The 16,259-nt window shown below is 55.2% G+C and carries 13 protein-coding genes and 7 tRNA genes; 2 read left to right on the forward strand and 18 right to left on the reverse strand.

Annotated elements, in window-relative coordinates:
• Nucleotides 1-11: 11 nt before the first annotated feature.
• Nucleotides 12-2,594, reverse strand: a complete 2,583-nt coding sequence (gene leuS, locus ACQG03_RS06540; RefSeq protein ID WP_063163824.1) for a leucine--tRNA ligase — start codon at nucleotides 2,592-2,594, stop codon at nucleotides 12-14.
• A gap of 214 nt (nucleotides 2,595-2,808) precedes the next feature.
• Between leuS and ACQG03_RS06545 the strand changes: the two genes are divergently transcribed.
• A complete protein-coding gene (locus tag ACQG03_RS06545) occupies nucleotides 2,809-3,291 on the forward strand; it encodes a zinc ribbon-containing protein (protein WP_063163839.1) in 483 nt (160 codons plus the stop codon).
• A gap of 67 nt (nucleotides 3,292-3,358) precedes the next feature.
• On the opposite strand, the gene rihA is transcribed toward ACQG03_RS06545, so the two are convergent.
• The 10 genes from rihA to miaB all read right to left on the reverse strand — a co-directional run bounded on the left by rihA (nucleotide 3,359) and on the right by miaB (nucleotide 13,609).
• Nucleotides 3,359-4,300: a pyrimidine-specific ribonucleoside hydrolase RihA gene (gene rihA, locus ACQG03_RS06550; RefSeq protein ID WP_058677429.1), complete on the reverse strand. Its 942-nt coding sequence runs from the start codon at nucleotides 4,298-4,300 to the stop codon at nucleotides 3,359-3,361.
• A gap of 119 nt (nucleotides 4,301-4,419) precedes the next feature.
• Nucleotides 4,420-5,145: an amino acid ABC transporter ATP-binding protein gene (locus ACQG03_RS06555; protein WP_006809622.1), complete on the reverse strand. Its 726-nt coding sequence runs from the start codon at nucleotides 5,143-5,145 to the stop codon at nucleotides 4,420-4,422.
• The gene (gltK, locus tag ACQG03_RS06560; RefSeq protein WP_022647437.1) at nucleotides 5,145-5,819 is read right to left on the reverse strand and encodes a glutamate/aspartate ABC transporter permease GltK; all 675 of its coding nucleotides are present in this window, start codon (nucleotides 5,817-5,819) and stop codon (nucleotides 5,145-5,147) included. The genes ACQG03_RS06555 and gltK overlap by 1 nt, the downstream gene beginning before the upstream one ends.
• Nucleotides 5,819-6,559 carry a glutamate/aspartate ABC transporter permease GltJ gene (gltJ, locus tag ACQG03_RS06565; protein WP_015571133.1) on the reverse strand — a complete coding sequence of 247 codons (741 nt, stop codon included), beginning with the start codon at nucleotides 6,557-6,559 and terminating at the stop codon, nucleotides 5,819-5,821. The genes gltK and gltJ overlap by 1 nt, the downstream gene beginning before the upstream one ends.
• 155 nt (nucleotides 6,560-6,714) lie before the next feature.
• Entirely contained in the window at nucleotides 6,715-7,620 is a 906-nt protein-coding gene (locus ACQG03_RS06570; protein ID WP_022647438.1) for an amino acid ABC transporter substrate-binding protein, read from the reverse strand.
• 383 nt (nucleotides 7,621-8,003) lie between these two features.
• On the reverse strand, nucleotides 8,004-9,542 hold the full coding sequence (lnt, locus tag ACQG03_RS06575; RefSeq protein ID WP_022647439.1) for an apolipoprotein N-acyltransferase: 1,539 nt from the start codon (nucleotides 9,540-9,542) through the stop codon (nucleotides 8,004-8,006).
• Nucleotides 9,543-9,547: 5 nt separating this feature from the next.
• On the reverse strand, nucleotides 9,548-10,426 hold the full coding sequence (gene corC, locus ACQG03_RS06580) for a CNNM family magnesium/cobalt transport protein CorC (protein ID WP_003858679.1): 879 nt from the start codon (nucleotides 10,424-10,426) through the stop codon (nucleotides 9,548-9,550).
• 84 nt (nucleotides 10,427-10,510) lie between these two features.
• The gene (gene ybeY, locus ACQG03_RS06585) at nucleotides 10,511-10,978 is read right to left on the reverse strand and encodes an rRNA maturation RNase YbeY (protein ID WP_003858677.1); all 468 of its coding nucleotides are present in this window, start codon (nucleotides 10,976-10,978) and stop codon (nucleotides 10,511-10,513) included.
• Complete coding sequence (locus ACQG03_RS06590; RefSeq protein ID WP_022647440.1) at nucleotides 10,975-12,021, reverse strand: PhoH family protein; 1,047 nt, start codon at nucleotides 12,019-12,021, stop codon at nucleotides 10,975-10,977. Before ACQG03_RS06590 ends, ybeY begins: the two co-directional genes overlap by 4 nt.
• Before the next feature lie 163 nt (nucleotides 12,022-12,184).
• Nucleotides 12,185-13,609: a tRNA (N6-isopentenyl adenosine(37)-C2)-methylthiotransferase MiaB gene (miaB, locus tag ACQG03_RS06595; protein ID WP_003858672.1), complete on the reverse strand. Its 1,425-nt coding sequence runs from the start codon at nucleotides 13,607-13,609 to the stop codon at nucleotides 12,185-12,187.
• Between the two features lie 135 nt (nucleotides 13,610-13,744).
• On the opposite strand from miaB, the gene ubiF reads away from it, so the two are divergent.
• Nucleotides 13,745-14,920 carry a 3-demethoxyubiquinol 3-hydroxylase gene (gene ubiF, locus ACQG03_RS06600; RefSeq protein ID WP_023305692.1) on the forward strand — a complete coding sequence of 392 codons (1,176 nt, stop codon included), beginning with the start codon at nucleotides 13,745-13,747 and terminating at the stop codon, nucleotides 14,918-14,920.
• A 546-nt stretch (nucleotides 14,921-15,466) separates the two neighbouring features.
• Here ubiF and ACQG03_RS06605 read toward each other — a convergent pair.
• From ACQG03_RS06605 to ACQG03_RS06635, 7 genes are all read right to left on the reverse strand, one after another.
• Nucleotides 15,467-15,541 (reverse strand) — tRNA-Gln (locus tag ACQG03_RS06605).
• Between the two features lie 34 nt (nucleotides 15,542-15,575).
• Nucleotides 15,576-15,650, reverse strand: a tRNA-Gln gene (locus ACQG03_RS06610).
• Nucleotides 15,651-15,691: 41 nt separating this feature from the next.
• A tRNA-Met gene (locus tag ACQG03_RS06615) sits at nucleotides 15,692-15,768 on the reverse strand.
• A 17-nt stretch (nucleotides 15,769-15,785) separates the two neighbouring features.
• Nucleotides 15,786-15,860: transfer RNA gene (locus ACQG03_RS06620), tRNA-Gln, on the reverse strand.
• Nucleotides 15,861-15,892: 32 nt separating this feature from the next.
• A tRNA-Gln gene (locus ACQG03_RS06625) sits at nucleotides 15,893-15,967 on the reverse strand.
• Between the two features lie 23 nt (nucleotides 15,968-15,990).
• A tRNA-Leu gene (locus ACQG03_RS06630) sits at nucleotides 15,991-16,075 on the reverse strand.
• A gap of 8 nt (nucleotides 16,076-16,083) precedes the next feature.
• Nucleotides 16,084-16,160 (reverse strand) — tRNA-Met (locus tag ACQG03_RS06635).
• Nucleotides 16,161-16,259 lie beyond the last annotated feature (99 nt).

Genomic DNA, 16,259 nt, shown 5'->3' on the forward strand with positions numbered 1-16,259 from the left:
TCCTCCCGCGCTTAGCCAACGACCAGATTCAGCAGTTTACCGGGTACGTAGATCACTTTACGTACGGTAACGCCCTCAAGGTATTTCGCGACCAGATGCTCCTGGCCTGCGCGCTCGCGAACCTGTTCTTCGGTTGCGTCGACCGCGACGGTAATTTTACCGCGCACTTTACCGTTAACCTGCACCACAACCAGCGTGGTGTTTTCCACCATAGCGGATTCATCCGCCACTGGCCACGGCGCGTTGTCGATATCCCCTTCGCCTTTCAGCTCCTGCCACAGGGTGAAGCTAACGTGCGGCGTGAACGGGTTCAGCATGCGAACGACCGTCAGCAGCGCTTCGCGCATTAACGCGCGATCCTGCTCGCCGTCCTGCGGGGCTTTCGCCAGCTTGTTCATCAGTTCCATAATAGCCGCAATTGCGGTATTGAAGGTCTGACGACGACCAATATCATCGGTGACTTTCGCAATGGTTTTATGAACATCACGACGCAGCGCCTGCTGATCTTCGCTCAGTGCAGCCACGTTCAGCGCTGGCGCATCACCTTGTGAGGTGTGCTCGTAAACCAGTTTCCAGACGCGTTTCAGGAAGCGGTTTGCCCCTTCAACGCCGGATTCCTGCCATTCCAGCGTCATATCTGCCGGGGAGGCGAACATCATGAACAGACGCACGGTGTCAGCGCCGTAACGCTCAACCATCACCTGCGGGTCGATACCGTTATTTTTAGACTTGGACATCTTGCTCATGCCGGTATAAACCAGTTCATGACCTTCGGCGTCTTTCGCCTTCACGATACGGCCTTTCTCGTCGCGCTCCACAATCGCATCAACCGGAGAAACCCAGTTACGTTCACCGTTCGCGCCAACGTAGTAGAACGCATCTGCCAGCACCATACCCTGACACAGCAGCTGTTTTGCCGGCTCGTCGGAGTTGACCAGGCCTGCGTCACGCATCAGTTTGTGGAAGAAGCGGAAGTAGAGCAGGTGCATGATGGCGTGTTCAATGCCACCGATATAGATGTCTACCGGCAGCCAGTAGTTTGCAGCATCGGAATCCAGCATGCCTTCTTTGTACTGCGGGCAGGTGTAGCGCGCATAGTACCAGGAGGATTCCATAAAGGTGTCAAAGGTGTCGGTTTCACGCAGCGCTGGCTGACCGTTGACGGTGGTTTTTGCCCACTCAGGATCGGCTTTGATCGGGCTGGTGATGCCGTCCATGACCACGTCTTCCGGCAGGATCACCGGCAGCTGATCTTCCGGCGTTGGCATCACGGTGCCGTCTTCCAGGGTCACCATTGGGATTGGCGCGCCCCAGTAACGCTGACGGGAAACGCCCCAGTCGCGCAGACGGTAGTTGACTTTACGCTCGCCCACGCCCAGGGAGGCCAGTTTGTCGGCGATGGCGTTGAAGCCCTCTTCGAAGCTCAGGCCGCTGAACTCACCGGAGTTAAACAGGGTGCCTTTTTCAGTCAGCGCTTGCTCAGAGAGATCGGGTTCAGAGCCGTCAGCAGCAAGAATAACAGGCTTGATGGTCAGGCCGTATTTGGTGGCAAATTCGTAGTCGCGCTGATCGTGACCCGGCACGGCCATCACGGCGCCTGTGCCGTATTCCATCAGTACGAAGTTGGCGGCCCAGACAGGTATCGCTTCGCCCGTCAGCGGGTGGATCGCTTTGAAGCCGGTATCAACGCCTTTTTTCTCCATCGTCGCCATGTCGGCTTCGGCCACTTTCGTGTTGCGACATTCGTCGATAAAGGTCGCCAGCTCCGGATTGTTTTCCGCCGCTTTTTGCGCCAGCGGGTGACCTGCGGCCACGGCCAAGTAGGTCGCGCCCATGAAGGTGTCCGGACGGGTGGTGTAGACGGTCAGCGTCTGGTCGTAGTTTTCTACGTTAAAGGTAATTTCCACACCTTCGGAACGGCCGATCCAGTTGCGCTGCATGGTCTTAACGGTGTCAGGCCAGTGATCCAGATTATCCAGATCGTTCAGCAGTTCGTCAGCGTAGGCGGTGATTTTGATAAACCACTGCGGGATCTCTTTACGCTCAACTTTGGTGTCGCAGCGCCAGCAGCAGCCATCGATAACCTGCTCGTTCGCGAGAACGGTCTGGTCGTTCGGGCACCAGTTAACGGCGGACGTTTTCTTGTAGACCAGGCCTTTTTTATACAGCTCGGTGAAGAACTTCTGCTCCCAGCGGTAGTATTCCGGGGTACAGGTTGCCAGCTCGCGGCTCCAGTCATAGCCAAAGCCCAGCATTTTCAGCTGGTTTTTCATGTACGCGATGTTGTCGTACGTCCACGGAGCCGGTGCCGTGTTGTTTTTCACCGCCGCGCCTTCAGCAGGCAGGCCGAACGCATCCCAGCCGATAGGCTGAAGTACGTTTTTGCCCAGCATACGCTGGTAGCGTGCAATCACGTCACCGATGGTGTAGTTACGCACGTGGCCCATGTGTAGTCGACCAGAAGGATAGGGAAGCATCGACAGGCAGTAATACTTCTCTTTGCTCTCGTCTTCGGTTACTTCAAAGGTGCGCTTCTCGTCCCAGTGTTGCTGGACTTTTGATTCTATCTCTTCCGGGCGGTATTGCTCTTGCATGGCAGCCAGTGGTCCTGTGTTCAATACAGCTACAAATGTAGCCAATGGATGTGGTAATTCAGATCCGCATAGCATAGCCCAAACGCCCGCGTCAAAACAGCCTTTCACGCAAATGCACTTTGCAGGAATTTACCGGGTCTGTGCTTCACCTGACAAAGCGGCGACGAAATAAGGTCTATTATTAGAGACAGTTACTTACCCGGGAGGCAAAATGATGAACAAGGTTGCTCAATTTTACCGTGAACTGGTAGCGACTCTGACGGAAAGGCTGCGTAACGGCGAGCGTGATATCGACGCGTTGGTCGAACAGGCACGCGCACGCGTGACGCAAACGGGTGAGTTATCGCGAACCGAAGTGGAAGAGGTGACGCGCGCCGTGCGCCGCGACCTGGAAGAGTTTGCGCGAAGCTATGAAGAGAGCCAGGACGAAATCGTCGACAGTGTTTTTATGCGGGTAATTAAAGAGAGCCTGTGGCAGGAGCTGGCGGATATTACCGATAAAACCCAACTGGAGTGGCGCGAGGTGTTCCAGGATTTAAACCACCACGGTGTCTATCACAGCGGCGAAGTGGTGGGGCTGGGGAACCTTGTGTGTGAGAAGTGCCACCACCATATCGCCGTTTATACGCCGGAGGTGCTGTCGCTGTGTCCGAAATGCGGGCACGACCAGTTCCAGCGTCGGCCGTTTGAGCCGTAGGTAAAAGCAAAACGGCAACGTCGTTGCCGTTTTTAGTGTCTGCTCCCTCTCCCTGTGGGTGAGGGCATCAGGCCGCAGAATAATAAGCCAGCCTCTCCGCCAGCAAATCCACAAACGCTTTCCGATCGATATCCACCATCACTGTGGTATTCGGCTTGTTTCCCGTCAGCGAGTAATAGTCCACCACCGTCATTCCCTGGGTATATTTCCCCTGTGTTTCCACACCAACCCAACGCTCGACCGTGGTAAACATTTCCGGCTTCAGTAGCCAGGCGATGGTGCATGGGTCATGCAGCGGGGCGCCGTGGAATCCCCACTTCTCGGCTTTGTGATACACCATAAAGAAATCGAGCAGCTCTGCCACGGTTGTTGCAACCGGGTTACCCACAGTACGAAATCGTTCGATGTCCTGCGCCATAATTTGTGCGCGGTGGGTAACGTCCAGCCCCGCCATCACAATCGGCAGGCCCGACTGGAAGACGATTTCTGCGGCTTCCGGGTCAACAAAGATGTTGAACTCCGCGGCTGGCGTCCAGTTCCCCAGCCCCATTGCCCCGCCCATGATGACGATACGGGCGATATTGCTGTGCAGTTCAGGATGGCTGTTCAGCAGCAGCGCTACGTTGGTCTGTGGGCCGGTCGCCACCAGCGTCACGGGCTCTGCGCTTTCACGCAGAACTTTCGCCATGAGCTCGACGGCAGTACAGTTTTGTGGTGCGAAACCCGGCTCCGGCAGCGCCGGGCCATCCAGCCCACTTTCACCGTGAACGTTATCCGCAATGATCAGCTCGCGCATTAGCGGCTTAATGGCGCCCCCTGCGACCGGAATATCGGTGCGTTTTAGCAGCGTTAACATGCGCAACACGTTTCGCAGGGTTTTATCCGGCGTCTGGTTCCCTGCAGAGGAGGTGACAGCTTTTACGTCCAGTTCAGGGGAGGCAAGAGCAAGGACGAGTGCGATTGCGTCATCATGACCCGGATCGCAGTCGAGAATAATAGGCTGTGCCATGGCGTTCTCCATTCTTAGCATTATTTGTGACAAGGTTAACGCTGCGATGTGACGCCGAATAGAAAAAGAGATCTAAAGCGTGAAGCAGTGCGCAATCCACAGATTGCGCACTAAAAAGATTAATGCAGGATTTTGGCGAGGAAGTCTTTTGCACGTTCAGATTTAGGATTTGCGAAGAACTCTTCTTTCGGTGAGTCTTCAACAATTTTCCCTTCATCCATGAAGATCACACGGTTGGCCACTTTACGGGCGAAGCCCATTTCGTGCGTCACCACCATCATGGTCATCCCTTCGTGCGCCAGTTCCACCATAACGTCCAGCACTTCGTTGATCATCTCAGGATCGAGCGCGGACGTCGGCTCATCAAACAGCATCGCCACCGGATCCATGCACAGCGCACGCGCGATTGCCACGCGCTGCTGTTGGCCACCTGAAAGCTGCGCCGGGAACTTATCCGCATGTGCAGACAGACCGACGCGTTCCAGCAACTTCAGTCCCTTTTCACGCGCCGCTTTTTTGTCGCGCTTCAGCACTTTCACCTGCGCCAGCGTCAGGTTCTCAATGATGGAGAGGTGAGGGAACAGCTCAAAATGCTGGAACACCATCCCAACGTGGGAGCGAAGCTGGGCAAGGTTGGTTTTGCGGTCATTCACTTTGGTGCCGTTAACGACAATCTCGCCCTGCTGGACAGGTTCCAGCCCATTAACGGTTTTGATAAGCGTCGACTTACCGGAGCCGGACGGGCCACATACCACCACCACATCGCCTTTTTTCACTTCTGTTGAGCAGTCGGTCAGCACCTGAAAGTGCCCATACCATTTAGAAACATTTTTCAGGGAAATCATTATACGGTCCTTTTCTTCAGCCAGCTGACCAACAGCGATGCGCTTAAACTAATCACAAAATAGACCCCGCCCGCGAAGAGGATCATCTCAACCTGCGTTCCGTCACGTTCGCCAATGGTGGAGGCGGTACGGAAGAAGTCTGCCAGGCTCAGCACGTAGACCAGGGAGGTATCCTGGAACAGGACGATGCCCTGCGTCAGCAGCAGCGGAACCATGGCGCGAAACGCCTGCGGCAGAATAATGAGCTTCATGGACTGCCAGTGCGTCATACCGAGCGCCAGCGCAGCGCTGGACTGCCCGCGCGAGATACTCTGAATACCTGCGCGGATGATCTCGGAGTAGTAGGCGGCTTCAAACATGGAGAATGCCACCATGGCAGAGATCAGGCGGATATCGGTTTTCGGCGACAGTCCCAGCACGTTCTGTAAAAAGCCGGGAACAATCAGGTAAAACCACAACAGCACCATGACCAGTGGAATGGAGCGGAACACGTTAACGTAAGCCGTAGCAAACCAGGCGAGCGGTTTAAAGCTCGACAGGCGCATCACTGCCAGCAGGGTGCCCCAGACAATACCGACGATAATGGCGATTACGGTGATCTTTAAGGTGATCGCCAGTCCATCCAGCAGATAAGGCATGGAGGGAACAATGGAACTCCAGTCAAATTCGTACATTATTTGCCCCCCAGATTGCCCGGCAGGCGTACTTTGCGTTCAACCAGGTTCATCACCAGCATGATGAAAGCGTTAATCAGAACATAGGCGAGCGTGATTGCCGTGAAGGATTCCCATGCGTGAGCGGAGTAATCCAGCAGTTTGCCCGCCTGCGCCGCCATATCTACCAGACCAATGGTTGAGGCGATGGCCGAGTTTTTTACCAGGTTCATCATCTCGGAGGTCATCGGCGGAACGATGACGCGGTAAGCGTTAGGCAGCAGTACGTAACGGTAGGCTTGTGGCAGGGTCAGGCCCATCGCCAGTGCCGCATTCTTTTGTCCGCGTGGCAGTGACTGTATGGCGGCACGCACCTGCTCGCAGACGCGCGCAGCGGTGAACAGTCCCAGACACAGCATGGAGGAGACAAAGAATTGTACGTTAGGATCCAGCTCGGCCTTGAACCACATGCCGAGATCTTCCGGCAGCAGTTCCGGGATCACCAGATACCAGGTAAAGAACTGCACGATCAGCGGAACGTTACGGAACAGTTCCACATAGAGCGTGCCAATCGAAGAGAGAAAACGGTTAGGGACGGTACGCAGAATACCGAACAGCGAACCGACAAGAAACGCGATAATCCACGCCGTTATCGATAACGCAACGGTAACCTGAAAGCCGCTCCACAGCCAGCCGAGATAGGTGGTGTTGCCGAACGGGGCTTGTTGCAGAAAGATGCCCCAGTTCCAGTCAATTGACATAGTAAACTCCAGAAAAAAGAGGGTAGCAGCGCTACCCTCGAAGATTGGTGAGAAGCTCAATTTTTGCGCTGAGTGGGGAACGACCACTCAACGTATAGTCTGTCCATGCTTCCCGACAATCGAGAGGGCAGGAGATCCCGCCCCTGTCGTTCTAGTTAGTTAAGAGCTTTGTCGTTTGGTGATTTGAACAGCGCTTTCATGTCGTCAGACAGTTCAAAGTTCATGTTCAGGTTTTTTGGTGGAATTGGGTTCTTGAACCATTTGTCGAACCATTTTGCCGCTTCGCCAGAGGTTTGCGCCTGAGCGATGGTGTCATCGATCAGCTTTTTGAAGCCTTCATCGCCTTTACGCAGCATACAGCCGTAAGCTTCTTTCGACTGCGCAGTCCCGACGATTTCCCAGTTGTCTGGTTTCTTCGCCTTGGCGCGCTCGCCTGCCAGCAGAGCGTCATCCATCATAAACGCAACGGCACGACCGCTTTCCAGGGTACGGAAGGAGTCGCCGTGATCTTTCGCGCTGATGATGCGCATGTCCATTTTCTTCTCGTCGTTCAGCTTGTGCAGCAGCACTTCGGACGTGGTACCGGAGGTCACGACAACCGCTTTGCCTTTCAGGTCAGCAAAATCTTTGATATCGCCGCCTTTCTTCGTCAGCAGGCGGGTGCCTACAACGAAGATGGTGTCCGAGAAAGCGGCCTGTTTCTGACGCTCAAGGTTGTTGGTGGTTGAGCCACATTCAAAATCAAATGTGCCGTTTTGCAGCAGAGGAATACGGTTCTGTGAAGTGATGGGGATCAGCTTCACTTGCAGGTCAGGTTTGTTCAGCTTTTTCTTCACGGCTTCAACGATGGCGTTGGAGTAATCCTGTGAATAGCCCACGACTTTTTGCGTGTTGTCGTAGTAAGAGAACGGGACAGAAGATTCACGGTGGCCGACCACGATCACGCCGTTTTTGGCAATCTTGTCGAGAGTGCTTCCTGCTGCCGGAGCGTCTTCAGCGTGAACGATGCCCGCAGACATTCCCATAACCAGCATTGCTGTGGCCAGTTTACGTAATTGCATACCCAACTCCTTTCTTATCAGCGCCAGTGACGCTTTGATACCCATTGTGATGTTGTTATATCTCGCGCAATGCGAGTGCAGTGTTATGCAAGCTTGTTAACATTTAGTCTGGCTTAATGTAAAGATTTTGCTGCGTTATTGTTTATTTTTGCGAAGCGCGCCGCACCATTCAGAGGCAATAATCTCTCGTTGCACCGTTTCGGTGCTACCGGAGATCCATGCTGGTGCGACAAGGTTGCACGTTAAGCCAGACAGCGTTTGCGTAATTAAACAAAGCAACAGGCGTGCCAGAATTGAAGTTTAGGAGGAAATTGTCGGGTGGCGGCTGCGCCGGAGAGTAGGCCGGGTAAGGCGTAGCCGCCACCCGGCAACAGAAGGCCAGGTTATCTACGACGCTGACGCAGGCTCATCACTACGGCGGCAAAACCGAACAGCGTGGTCAGGATCCACAGCGGCCAGTTCCCGGTGCGCGCATAAGGCGTCAGGCCCGTAGCTGGCGTGACTTTCGTGGTCAGCACCTCACGGGTGAACTGCGGGATCATGGCCTGGATTTCACCCTGCGGACCAATCACGGCGGTGATGCCGTTATTGGTGCTGCGCAACAGCGGACGTGCCAGCTCCAGAGAACGCATTCGTGCCATCTGGAAGTGCTGCCACGGGCCGATCGATTTACCGAACCACGCATCGTTTGAGATGGTCAGCAGATAGTCGGTGTCCGGGCGGAAGTTATCGCGCACCTGCTCGCCGAGGATAATCTCGTAGCAAATAGCGGCCGTCAGGGCAAAACCGTGCGCATGCAGCTGCGGCTGAACGTAAGGGCCCCGGCTGAATGAGGACATCGGCAGGTCAAAGAACGGTGCCAGTGGGCGCAGAATAGACTCCAGCGGAACAAATTCGCCAAACGGTACAAGGTGATTTTTGTTGTAACGATTGGTGGAGGTATAGCTGTATTCGCTGTCCTTACCGAGCGTAATGATCGTGTTGTACGTGTCATAGCGGTTCTGCTGATTGAGACGCGCATCCACAATTCCGGTAATCAGCGTACTGCCGCGCGCGCGCAGCAGATCGTCCATCATCTTCAGGAAGGGCTGCTGATTGATCTCCAGATCCGGGATCGCAGACTCAGGCCAGATGATGAGCTGCGATTTGCCCATCACCTTTTCAGTGGCGTTGGCGTAGATTTTCAGCGTGTTCAGCAGCTGATTCTCATCCCATTTCAATGACTGCGGGATATCGCCCTGTATCAACGATACCTGCGTGGCGCGCGCGGGCTCCAGCGTGAACCACTGGATATAACGCAGTGGGAAAGGCAGGGCAAACAGGATTAACGCGGCAACCAGCGGCTTCCAGTTACGTGTCACCAGAGCCAGCACCAGCAGGCCGCTGACCGCCATGAGCAGGAAGTTAATCGCCTCCACGCCCATGACGGGAGCCAGACCTTTCAGCGGGCCGTCCACCTGGCTATAGCCGAACTGCAACCACGGGAAGCCGGTCAGTACCCAGCCGCGCAGAAATTCGGTGATTTGCCAGACAACGGGAGCCGCTATCGCGACGCGCAGCCAGGTCGTTTTAGGCCACAGACGAGATAGAATACCGGCGAACAGGCCAGTGTAGAGCGAAAGATAGGCGGCGAGCAGCACAACCAGGAAGACGTTAACCGGCCCCGGCATTCCGCCAAATTGCGCGATACTGACGTAGACCCAGTTGATACCAGAGCCAAACAGCCCCAGCCCCCAGAAGTAGCCTATGGCCGCGGCCTGTACCGGACGACGATTCAGGGTAAGACCCTGTAGCCCCATCAGGGAGAGAATAGCGGCTGGCCAGATATCGTAAGGAGAAAAAGCCAGCGTACCGCTGGCTCCGAGTAACAGCGCCAGCAGCAAACGGACGCGCTGGCGTTCAAAGAGTGGGGCAAATGCCATTTACATTAATCTTCCAGTTTTGGCACCGGTGAGTCGTCCGGCATTCTGACATGAACCTGAATAATACGTCGGCTGTCAGCCATTGCGACCTTGAACTGGTAACCATCGATGTCAACGGTTTCACCGCGGGCCGGAAGATGGCCGAAGGCCTGCATCACCAGACCACCAATGGTGTCCACTTCTTCATCGCTGAAGCTGGTGCCAAAGGTGTCATTGAAGTCTTCAATGGAGGCCAGCGCGCGCACGGTCCAGGTGTGGCGGCTCAGCTGACGGAAGTCGATATCCTCTTCTTCGTCATACTCATCTTCGATTTCGCCCACGATCAGCTCAAGGATGTCTTCGATTGTGACCAGACCGGAAACGCCACCAAATTCATCAATAACAATCGCCATGTGATAGCGCTGGGAGCGAAACTCCTTCAGCATCCGATCCACACGCTTACTTTCCGGCACAACCACGGCCGGGCGTAACACTTTTTCCATACTGAAGGCTTCGGCATCGCTGCGCATAAACGGCAGCAGATCTTTCGCCATCAAAATCCCTTCGATGTGATCTTTGTCTTCGCTGATGACCGGGAAACGTGAGTGAGCCGATTCGATAATCACATCGAGGCACTCGTCCAGCGTCTGGTTGCGTTTCAGGGTAATCATCTGCGAGCGGGGGATCATGATGTCGCGGACGCGCTGGTCGGCGATGTCCATCACCCCTTCGAGCATTTCGCGCGTATCTTCGTCGATAAGGTCGTTCTGCCCGGAATCACGAATCAGCTCCAGCAGTTCATCACGGTTTTTCGGTTCGCCGTGGAAAAGCTGGTTCAGGATGAGGGAGAAAAATCCCTTTTTAGTGGTTGTCGTGTCGCTACTGTGTGAATTGTCGTCGCTCATGGCGTTTGTTAAGGGTTCTCTTGTTAGTTCAACGTTAACCGCCGCGCTATGTCCCTGCGCGGCGGCATGGTAGTCAGTGACTGACTATTCTTTCTCGGCAATGTACGGATCCTCATAGCCCAGAGCAAGCATTATCTCTGTCTCAAGGGATTCCATCTCTTCCGCTTCGTCATCTTCAATATGGTCGTAACCCAGAAGATGCAGGCTACCGTGCACCACCATGTGTGCCCAGTGCGCTTCCAGCGGCTTTTGCTGCTCTTTGGCTTCCTGCTCAACCACCTGACGGCAGATGATCAGATCGCCCAGCAGCGGCATCTCAATGCCCGGAGGGGCTTCGAATGGGAAAGAGAGCACATTGGTCGGCTTATCTTTCCCGCGATAGGTCAGGTTGAGCTCATGGCTTTCTGCTTCATCCACCAGGCGAATCGTGACCTCTGATTCTTCCTGAAACTGGGGGATAACGGCATCCAGCCATTTCTGAAACTGTGCCTCTTCTGGCATGCCGGAATTATCTTCACAGGCCAGCTGTAAATCGAGGATCACCTGACTCATTTCTGTTCATGCTCCTGCGCTTCGCGCTTACGTTCTGCGGCCAGCTCGGCCCTGCGCTTCTGATCTGCCTCTTCCCAGGCCTCATAAGCGTTAACGATACGCGCGACCACCGGGTGGCGTACCACGTCTTCGCTGTGGAAGAAGTTGAAGCTGATTTCGTCTACCTCGGCCAGGACTTCGATGGCGTGACGCAGACCCGATTTGGTGTTACGCGGCAGGTCAATCTGGGTGACGTCACCGGTAATAACCGCTTTCGAGTTAAAGCCAATACGCGTCAGGAACATCTTCATCTGTTCAATGGTGGTGTTCTGGCTCTCATCCAGAATGATGAACGCGTCGTTAAGCGTACGCCCACGCATGTAGGCCAGCGGAGCCACTTCAATCACGTTACGCTCGATGAGCTTTTCAACTTTCTCGAAGCCGAGCATTTCGAACAGCGCGTCGTACAGCGGGCGCAGGTAGGGGTCCACTTTCTGACTTAAATCGCCCGGCAGGAAGCCGAGTTTCTCACCGGCTTCTACAGCAGGGCGGGTCAGCAGGATACGGCGGATCTCCTGACGCTCAAGCGCATCGACAGCAGCAGCAACGGCCAGATAGGTTTTACCCGTACCCGCCGGACCCACGCCAAAGGTGATGTCATGGTCGAGAATGTTGGCGATGTACTGTGCCTGGTTCGGGGTACGAGGCTTAATCACGCCGCGTTTGGTTTTAATGTTGATGGCTTTGCCATAGTCCGGCACGCTTTCCGCGCTCTGCTCAAGCACGCGCGCCTCTTTGATGGCCAGGTGGATCTGTTCAGGTTCAATATCCTGGATCTCACCGCGCATCGGGGCGGTATCAACATACAGGCTGCGGAGAATATCTGCCGCGGCGTTGACGCAGATTGGGCGTCCGGTGAGTTTGAAATGGTTATCGCGACGATTGATTTCGATACCCAGACGTCGCTCCAGTTGTTTGATGTTGTCATCAAACGGCCCGCACAGGCTCAGCAGGCGAGCGTTGTCTGCGGGCTCAAGGCTAATTTCACGCGTATCTATGTTCAAACTGTTCCTCTTTATTTGGTTAACTGACCTGTGGCCACACGGCGTAATAAAACGGTCATTACCGAAATTATTCACGCCATAGAATAAAGGCGCAAGCGTTGCGGTAGATATTGGGGGTGATGAGAGGAAATACAAGGCCTGCCGGACAGGCAGGCCAGAGGGATCAGGGCTGGTAAATACCTACGCCAGAATCGTTGACTTTACGGGTGCGAGAGATAACGGATTCCGGAGTCTGTGCAATACGCAGACCCATTTCGTCCTCAGTGCGTACCACCTTCCCGCGCAGCGAGTTCGTGAGCACTTCGACAATCTCGACGTCCACAAACTTACCAATCATGTCCGGGGTGCCTTCAAAATTCACCACGCGGTTATTTTCGGTTCGACCGGACAGTTCCATGATGCTCTTACGGGAAGTGCCTTCCACCAGAATACGCTGGACAGTGCCGAGCATACGACGGCTCCAGGCGTTGGCCTGCTGGTTGATACGCTCCTGCAAAATATAGAGACGCTGCTTTTTCTCTTCTTCCGGCACATCGTCAACCATATCGGCCGCTGGGGTGCCCGGGCGTGCTGAGAAGATGAAGCTGTAGCTGACGTCGAAATTCACCTCGCCGATGAGCTTCATGGTGCGCTCGAAGTCATCAGCGGTTTCGCCAGGGAAGCCGACGATAAAGTCGGAGCTAATCTGGATATCCGGGCGCGCTTCACGCAGCTTGCGGATGGTGGACTTATACTCCAGCACCGTATGTGGACGACCCATCAGGTTCAGCACGCGGTCAGAGCCGCACTGGATCGGCAGGTGCAGGAAGCTCACCAGCTCTGGCGTATCGCGATAGACGTCAATAATGTCGTCGGTAAATTCCATCGGATGGCTGGTGGTAAAGCGAATGCGGTCAATGCCGTCAATCGCCGCCACCAGACGCAGCAGTTCAGCAAAGCTGCCAGTGGTGCCGTCGTAGTTTTCCCCGCGCCAGGCGTTCACGTTCTGGCCCAGCAGGTTCACTTCGCGTACGCCCTGCGCGGCAAGCTGCGCGATTTCAAACAGGATATCGTCTGCCGGGCGGCTCACTTCTTCACCGCGGGTGTAAGGTACCACGCAGTAAGTACAGTATTTGTTGCAGCCTTCCATGATGGAGACGAAGGCGGTCGGGCCATCAGCGCGCGGCTCTGGCAGACGGTCAAATTTCTCGATCTCCGGGAAACTCACGTCAACCACCGGGCTACGGCTGCCGCGAACCTGATTAATCATCTCTGGCAGGCGGTGCAGGGTCTGAGGGCCAAAAACGATATCCACATAGGGGGCTCTCTGCCGGATCAGCTTACCTTCCTGCGATGCGACGCAGCCACCCACGCCAATGATCAGGTCCGGATTTTTCCGTTTGAGAAGCTTCCAGCGGCCTAACACATGAAAGACTTTTTCCTGTGCTTTTTCACGAATTGAACAGGTGTTCAGCAGCAGCACATCGGCTTCTTTCGCATTTTCAGTCAGCTGGTATCCGTGGGTGGTATCCAGCAGATCGGCCATCTTAGATGAATCGTATTCGTTCATCTGACAGCCCCAGGTTTTTATATGGAGTTTTTTAGTCATCGACTTGCTCAGCTCAGGATTGCAAGCCGCGTATTGTAATGCTTTGGTGCGGTTGTGACCAGTATGAAGGTTGTCAACCTCAGGGCCGCAAAAATCCGGTAAACTTAAGGTATTCTCCAATAAGGAATAGTGACCATGACACTCCTGAACACCGAAGTTGCCGTTGTTGGCGGCGGTATGGTCGGCGGCGCACTGGCGCTGGGGCTGGCGCAGCAGGGATTTGACGTAACCGTTATTGAACAGGCGGCTCCGCCGGTATTCGATCCTTCCAGCCAACCGGACGTGCGTATTTCCGCCATCAGCGCGTCCTCTGTTGATCTGCTTCGCGGGCTGGGCGTCTGGGAGGCGGTGCTGGCGATGCGCGCGCACCCTTACAGCCGTCTTGAAACCTGGGAGTGGGAAAATGCTCACGTCTCGTTTGACGCCGCCGAGCTGAAACTGCCGCGTCTGGGCTATATGGTGGAAAACAACGTGCTCCAGCAGGCGCTCTGGCAGGCGCTGGAGGCGCACCCGAAGGTGACGCTGCGTGTTCCGGACTCGCTGAAAGCCCTGCATCGTCATGAAGGTGGATATCTCCTGACGCTGGATAACGACGATGAGCTGGCCGTGAAGCTGGTGGTGGGGGCGGATGGCGCGAACTCGCAGGTCAGGCAGATGGCAGGCATTGGGATCCATGCCTGGCAGTATCAGCAATCCTGCATGCTGATCACCGTGCAGTCAGAAAACGCGCCGGGCGAAAGCACCTGGCAGCATTTTACGCCGAACGGCCCGCATGCATTCTTACCGTTGTTTGATAACTGGGCTTCGCTGGTGTGGTACGACAAGCCGGCGCGCATTCGACAGTTGCAGGGGCTGTCCATGGATCAGTTGCAGCGCGAAATCCGCCAGCACTTCCCGCGCCGTCTGGGTAACGTGACCCCGGTTGCCGCTGGCGCATTCCCGCTGATGCGACGCCATGCGTTGCAGTATGCCCGTGAAGGGCTGGCCCTGGTGGGAGACGCGGCGCACACCATTCATCCGCTGGCGGGGCAGGGGGTTAACCTGGGATACCGTGACGTCGATGCGTTACTGGATGTGCTGGGTAACGCTCGCGCCCACGCGGAAGCCTGGGCCAGCCATCAGGTACTGAAGCGCTACCAGACGCGCCGTATGGCGGATAACTTCATTATGCAGTCGGGGATGGATCTGTTCTATGCCGGGTTCAGCAATGATGTTGGCCCGGTGCGGATATTGCGCAATATTGGATTGATGGCAGCGGAACGTGCCGGTGGTCTGAAGCGTCAGGCACTGAAATACGCCCTCGGACTCTAATCTTTATTCCCTCTCCCCGTGGGCTGAGGGTTCCCCACAAATTAATGCGAGCACTGAGCAATCCCCTCGCCCCTCCGGGGAGAGGGTTAGGGTGAGGGGAATATACGGCGGTGGTGGTCATTCCGTTCACTTTATGTTCCTTGCTACTCTGTAACGACATGACCGGTGAACGTGCCAGGGTGGCTCAGTCGCCACCACCCTGGCGACCCGGGCTCCCGGCGGTAAATCGCCGCTTCGCGGTGCCCTCGGCTTATTCCTTCCGGCTTATCGGGTACGGGCGGAGGCAACGTCCCTGTAAAGCCGCCCTCTCGGCGCATCCCTGCGCCTCGCCCCGGCCGGAAGGCAAACGCCTCAGCGATTTACAGCCGGACCAGGGCATCGCTGACAGCCCTCAGTCATTTAGAAAGCAACTTTATTGCTTCTGCATAAAAAAATTACTGGGGATCCCTCAGCCCCGTGGGAGAGGGTTGGGGTGAGGGCATCAGGCCGCACTATTCTGAGCAACAAAAACAAAAAAGCCCGCAGAGTGGGCTTGTTTGTTTTAAGTGGCTGGGGTGCAGGGATTCGAACCCCGGAATGCTGGTATCAGAAACCAGAGCCTTACCGCTTGGCGACACCCCAATTGCGTTAAACAAACTGCTTAACGACTTTAAAGTGGCTGGGGTACGAGGATTCGAACCTCGGAATGCCGGAATCAGAATCCGGTGCCTTACCGCTTGGCGATACCCCAACAATGTTCAGTTTACCGAATCGTATTCGATAACATAAATATGGTGGCTACGACGGGATTCGAACCTGTGACCCCATCATTATGAGTGATGTGCTCTAACCAACTGAGCTACGTAGCCAGTACTGCAATCTTCGATGGCTGGGGTACCTGGATTCGAACCAGGGAATGCCGGTATCAAAAACCGGTGCCTTACCGCTTGGCGATACCCCAATACCGCGGAGAACCGCATGATCGAAGAAATATGGCTGGGGTACCTGGATTCGAACCAGGGAATGCCGGTATCAAAAACCGGTGCCTTACCGCTTGGCGATACCCCATCCGTGCAACGCTTACCTGGGAATGGTGCGGGAGGCGAGACTTGAACTCGCACACCTTGCGGCGCCAGAACCTAAATCTGGTGCGTCTACCAATTTCGCCACTCCCGCAAAAAAGATGGTGGCTACGACGGGATTCGAACCTGTGACCCCATCATTATGAGTGATGTGCTCTAACCAACTGAGCTACGTAGCCATCTTTTTTTCGCGTTACCTTATCGGCGTTGCGGGGCGCATTATGCGTATAGACCCTTGCAGCGTCAACACCTTTTTCAATGAAAATAGCCGGAATGTG

The sequence above is a fragment of the Enterobacter cloacae complex sp. 342H5 genome (genome assembly GCF_050030905.1).
Taxonomy (GTDB): Bacteria; Pseudomonadota; Gammaproteobacteria; order Enterobacterales; family Enterobacteriaceae; genus Enterobacter; species Enterobacter intestinihominis.